Source organism: Stenotrophomonas sp. AGC87, assembly GCF_057333975.1.
Genome location: NZ_JBHFHW010000027.1, coordinates 19355 through 24252, shown reverse-complemented (window position 1 = coordinate 24252; position 4898 = coordinate 19355). Strand labels below are relative to the sequence as shown.

General features: G+C 67.7%; 6 protein-coding genes. 3 read left to right on the top strand and 3 right to left on the bottom strand.

Annotation, left to right across the window (positions count from 1 at the left end):
- Positions 1–72 precede the first annotated feature (72 nt).
- Both ACE026_RS09700 and ACE026_RS09695 read right to left on the bottom strand, forming a co-directional pair.
- On the bottom strand, positions 73–1053 hold the full coding sequence (locus ACE026_RS09700; RefSeq protein WP_486038831.1) for a sensor domain-containing protein: 981 nt from the start codon (positions 1051–1053) through the stop codon (positions 73–75).
- Positions 1050–1415 (bottom strand): PadR family transcriptional regulator, encoded by a 366-nt coding sequence (locus ACE026_RS09695; RefSeq protein ID WP_121041452.1) that lies wholly within the window; start codon positions 1413–1415, stop codon positions 1050–1052. The genes ACE026_RS09700 and ACE026_RS09695 overlap by 4 nt, the downstream gene beginning before the upstream one ends.
- A gap of 150 nt (positions 1416–1565) precedes the next feature.
- On the opposite strand from ACE026_RS09695, the gene ACE026_RS09690 reads away from it, so the two are divergent.
- Positions 1566–2465, top strand: a complete 900-nt coding sequence (locus ACE026_RS09690) for a peptidylprolyl isomerase (protein WP_486038830.1) — start codon at positions 1566–1568, stop codon at positions 2463–2465.
- Positions 2466–2503: 38 nt separating this feature from the next.
- Here ACE026_RS09690 and ACE026_RS09685 read toward each other — a convergent pair whose 3' ends face one another.
- A complete protein-coding gene (locus ACE026_RS09685) occupies positions 2504–3385 on the bottom strand; it encodes a DMT family transporter (protein ID WP_486038829.1) in 882 nt (293 codons plus the stop codon).
- Positions 3386–3545: 160 nt separating this feature from the next.
- Between ACE026_RS09685 and ACE026_RS09680 the strand changes: the two genes are divergently transcribed.
- Together ACE026_RS09680 and ACE026_RS09675 are read left to right on the top strand one after the other, a co-directional pair.
- Positions 3546–4496, top strand: coding sequence for a LysR substrate-binding domain-containing protein (locus ACE026_RS09680; RefSeq protein ID WP_486038828.1), 951 nt, complete (start codon positions 3546–3548; stop codon positions 4494–4496).
- Positions 4497–4583: 87 nt separating this feature from the next.
- A complete protein-coding gene (locus ACE026_RS09675) occupies positions 4584–4877 on the top strand; it encodes a hypothetical protein (protein ID WP_019184421.1) in 294 nt (97 codons plus the stop codon).
- Positions 4878–4898: the final 21 nt, after the last annotated feature.

The window sequence follows — 4898 nt, the reverse complement described above, 5'->3', positions numbered from 1 at the left end:
CCCCCCCCCCCCCCCCCCCCCCCCCCCCCCCCCCCACTACCGGATCCTCGGGTTCCGACCTGTGGCCGAACGTTACAGCCGCACCAGCAGATGCTTGGCCATCATCCCGTGCAGGTGACCGATGCCGCGGGCCAGGTGCAGCGTCGCGAACAGCAGCAGTACGCCGATGATCGCCAGCAGCGGTGTGACCCAGATCGGCAGCATCTGGATGCCGTCGATGTGGATACCCACGTAGTCACTGGAGAACAGCGCCGCCACCGGTGCCCAGATGAAGCCGATCGAGGTCGACAACAGCGTGGTGGCGATCGTGAAGTAGACGATGCCCAGCGGCAGCATCAACACGAAGTACAGCAGGGTCAGCCAGGTGCGGCCATCAGTGAACATGTCGCCGATGCGCTGCAGCCAGCTGCGGCTGCGGTCGGAATACGTCGGCCGGCGCGGCATGCGCTCGCCGAGCAGGGCTTCGACCAATCGCCCTTCCAGCAGCGACAGACCGCGCACCGAACCGAAGAACAGCACCGCCACCGGAATGCCGATGATCAGCACCATCAGGCCCAGCGACAGCGACAGACCGGTGACCACCCAGGTGAAGAAGAACGTACCGGTGGCCAGCGACAGGAGCATGTAGAACAGCGCGCCATAGGTGCGTGCCTCCAGGGCGACGCCGAAGAAGCGGGCCAAGGCCGAGCGTGGCTTGGGCGGCGCCTGCGGCGGTGGTACCGAGGCGATGCCGGGGCGGGTGGCCGCTGCACGTCGGATCGGTGCAGCACCCGCGCTGGGCGTGCGCAGCGCACGGTTCACGGTGATTTCCGTTTCGCGGTAGATCTCGGCCACTTCTTCCGGCGCACCGTAGCTGCCGGCTACATCGGCGATCACCTCGGCCTCGCTGCGGCCCGGCTGGGCGGCCAGCTCCGAGCGCAGGTATTCCTCGGCGTCGTACAGGGCGTCCTGCACCATCGCCGGATCGGCGTCGTGCAGCGCCGCACGCAGCTGTGCCAAGTACGCCGGGATGGTGGTCGGCAAGGCCCGACCGGCCACGGATTCGATGTTCATGCGGTTACCCCTTCCAGGACAGAATCGACGGAATCACGGGTGGCACGCCACGCGGCGGTCCATTGACTGAGCACTTCACGCCCCGTGTCATTGATGCGGTAGTAGCGACGCGGCGGACCCGCCACCGAGGGTTCAACATGGCTTTCCAGCAACCCGGCCCCTTCCAGGTTGCGCAGCACCGGGTACAGCGCGCTCTGCTTGCCGCTCAGCACGCCCTCGCCGACCCGCTCCAGCTCCTTGGCGATCAGGTAGCCATACAGCGGCTCACCGGCCTTGGCCAACACCGCCAGCAAGGCCAGGGAGACCGTGCCGGAGCTGAGCTCTTTCTGGAATTTCTTGAGGTGGACCTCGTGGTCGCTCATGACGGTCTCCGCTAGCGTGGAGTCCACACTAGTCCGAAGTTCGCTATAGCGGATGTGTCGTTAGTCACCGTGCCGCAGGACATCCCCTGACTGGCCGTAGCCGGTGCGCTTCGCGCACAATCGGGCACTACCTTCCTGAACGGGTCTGCCATGTCGCCACGTCGTCCTGCCCTGCTCACCCTTGCCCTGGCCTGCCTGCTTCCCACCCTGGCCAGCGCGGCCACGCCTTACCGCAGCCCGCAGCAGATCCTGGACGCATCGCCTGACAGCGACTGGCGCACGCCCGACCCGGCCAACCTGCTGTACATGAACCTGCCCGCCGGCCGCGTCATCATCGAACTGGCCCCGGCGTTCGCGCCGCAGCACGTGGGCAACATCCAGACATTGGCCCACGAGCACTTCTGGGATGGCGAGAGTATCTACCGCGCGCAGGACAATTTCGTGGTGCAGTTCGGCGATGCCGATGCGGACGATGCCGCCAAGGCAAAGCCGCTCGGCAGCGCCAAGCGCACGCTCCCGGCCGAGTTCCAGCGCGACAGCAAGGGGCTGAAGGTGAGCCTCCTGCCCGACCATGACGGCTGGGCCGACCAGACCGGCTTCGTCGACGGCTTCCCGGTGGGCCAGGATCGCAAGGACGGCAAGACCTGGCTGGCGCATTGCTACGGTGCACTGGGCGCCGGCCGCAGCAACGAGGAAGACAGCAGCATCGGCGCCGAGCTGTACGTGGTGACCGGGCAGTCGCCGCGTCAGCTGGACCGCAACATCACCGTGGTCGGCCGCGTGCTGCAGGGCATGGAGCTGCTCAGCGCGCTGCCACGTGGCCCGGCCCCGATGGGCTTCTACGCCGATCCGGCGCAGCGTACGGCGATCCAGTCGATCCAGCGTGCCAGCGATGTACCGGCTGCGCAGCGACCCAAGCTGCAGGTGCTGCGCACCGACTCCAGGACCTTTGCCGATGCGACCGAAGCACGCCGCAACCGCGTCGATGATTTCTACAAACGCCCGGCCGGCCACATCGACCTGTGCAACATCCCGGTGCCGGTGCGGTAAGGCCGCTGGCCGGCTGATCGCCTCCGCAGAAGCGATCTCTATCGCTTCTGCGACACCGCCACGCTGCCAAGAATCAACACGCCCGCCACGACCATCGTCCCGGTCACCGGTTCGCCCAGGAACAACCACGCAAACAGCGCGCCGAACATCGGCACCAGATAGGTCACGGTCGAAGCACGGGCCGGACCGATGCGGGCGATCAGGCGGTAGAACATCAGGAATGCCAGGCCGGTGCAGACCACGCCCAGCGCGATCGCGCAGGCCCAGGACAGCATCGGGATCGGGGCGGTCGGCCAATGGGTCAGCGCCATCGGCAGCAGCAGGATCGCCGCGCAGCCGAGCGTGGCACCGGCCGACGCCGCCGGTGGCAGGCCGGTCATGTGGCGCTTCACCAGATTGACGCCCAGCCCATACAACAGCGCGGCCAGGGCACCGGCCATCACCGCCGCACCGATGCTCAGACCGGACACTTTGGCCATGGCCAGCACCACCACGCCGGCGAAGCCGACCAGCAGGGCGATCGCGCGGCGCATGCCGATCTTTTCGCCGAAGAACAGGAACGCGATCAGTGCGGCGAACAGCACGGTCATCGCATTGCAGATCGCACCGATCGCGGCCGGGGCGCGTTGTGCGGCCCAAGCGAACAGCACGAACGGGATGGCCGAGTTGATCAGGCCGATCGGGGCCAGCCACAACCAGCGGCGCGCCGGGAACTGCGCGCGCGCCTGCCACAGGAACGGCAGCAGCACGAGCGCGCCGAGCAGCAGGCGCACCTCCACCAGCGCATACGGCCCGAAGGCCGGCACGGCCACGCGCATGAACAGGAACGAGCAGCCCCAGATCGCACCGAGCACGGTCAGTTCCAGCGGCGTGCGCCAATCGCGCGCCACCGTAGCGGCGGCCAGCGGCGCCCCGCTCACGGCCGGCCTCCGGAGCAAGGCAGACGCGCGGGACAAACGGTCAGGGGCGGCAACATGCGCGTGAATCCGGGGGGGGAAGGACGACAGCATCCGCCTGCCGTCAGGCACTCACAAGCGCGTAGTATCCGTGCAAGCCACAAGTATGATTTGGGTCTCGACCATGATCCTTCGCCCTGCCCTGCTGCCCGCGCTGGGGGTGTTCGCGGTTGCCGCACGCCACCAGAACTTCGCCCACGCCGCCCAGGAGCTGCACCTTACCGCCAGTGCGGTCAGCCACCATGTGCGGCGGCTGGAAGACCTGCTTGGAACCATCCTGTTCCAGCGCCATGCGCGCGGCGTGCGGCTGACCGCCGAAGGCCGCCAGCTGGCCGACGCGGCGGCGGCCGCACTCAGTGACCTCAACGCAGTGGCCGGCAACCTGCATCCGCAGGCGGACATCGTGCCGCTGCGGGTCACCACCATCCGCTCGCTGTCGTACTGCTGGCTGATTCCGCGGTTGCCGCGCTTCACCCAACAGCATCCGCGCATGCGTATCGAGCTGCAGACCAGCACCGAGCTGGTCCGTTTTGATGAAACGGGTCCGGAACTGGGCATCCGCTACGGCCTTGGCCAGTGGCCGGGCATGACCGCGCATCACCTGATGGACGATGAACTCTGCCCGGTGGCCTCACCTTCCCTGGCGGGCGTCTCGATGCTGCGCGAACCGGCACAGATCGCCACCTTGCCGCTGCTCAGCGACATGTCGCCGCAGGGTTGGCGCGATTGGTTCCGGGCGGCGGGTGTGCGCGGGCTGGACCTGCCCTCGCTGCACACCTTCAGCGACAGCAGCGATGCGATGCGCGCCGCGGTCTACGGCATCGGCGCAGTGCTGGCACGCAAGCACATCGCCCAGCCCTACCTGCAGCGCTATGAGCTGGTGCGCCTGCCCGGCCCCGCACTCAAGGCGCGCTACGCCTACTACGTGGTCCACGCCGAACACCGCCCGCTCAGCCCGACCGCGCAGGCGTTCATGGACTGGCTCAAGCGCGAAGCACTGGATGAGCGCACCCCGCTGCCCGCACTGCCCGATGAACTGCTGGGCCTGCCGCCTGCGGACCGCACGCACGACTGAACCGGACGCCACGACCCGGCGCGCATCCTCACCCGACCTTTTCCGCGTGCTGGCTAGGCTGGAGTTCCTTTCCCCGAGGACCCGCCCATGGCCCTGTTGCGACTGCGAATCACCGGCACCGAAGACGATGCACGTGCCATCACCGACCTGCTGCAGAGCATCGAGGGGATCGAACACGTCGAGGAAACCGACGACCTGATGCCGCACATGGACGACGACGATTCCAGCTCGGCCGGCCTGTCCGATGACATCGGCCCGGGCACGCACGAACTGGAAGTGGAAGTAGGCAACGCACTCGGCGCCCAGCGCGTGCGTGACGCCGTGCAGGAACTGGCGCTGGAACTGGATGTCTTCGTGGAATACGAGCAGGACGAAGGCTGAGTCAACGGCCGTGGGGGGGGG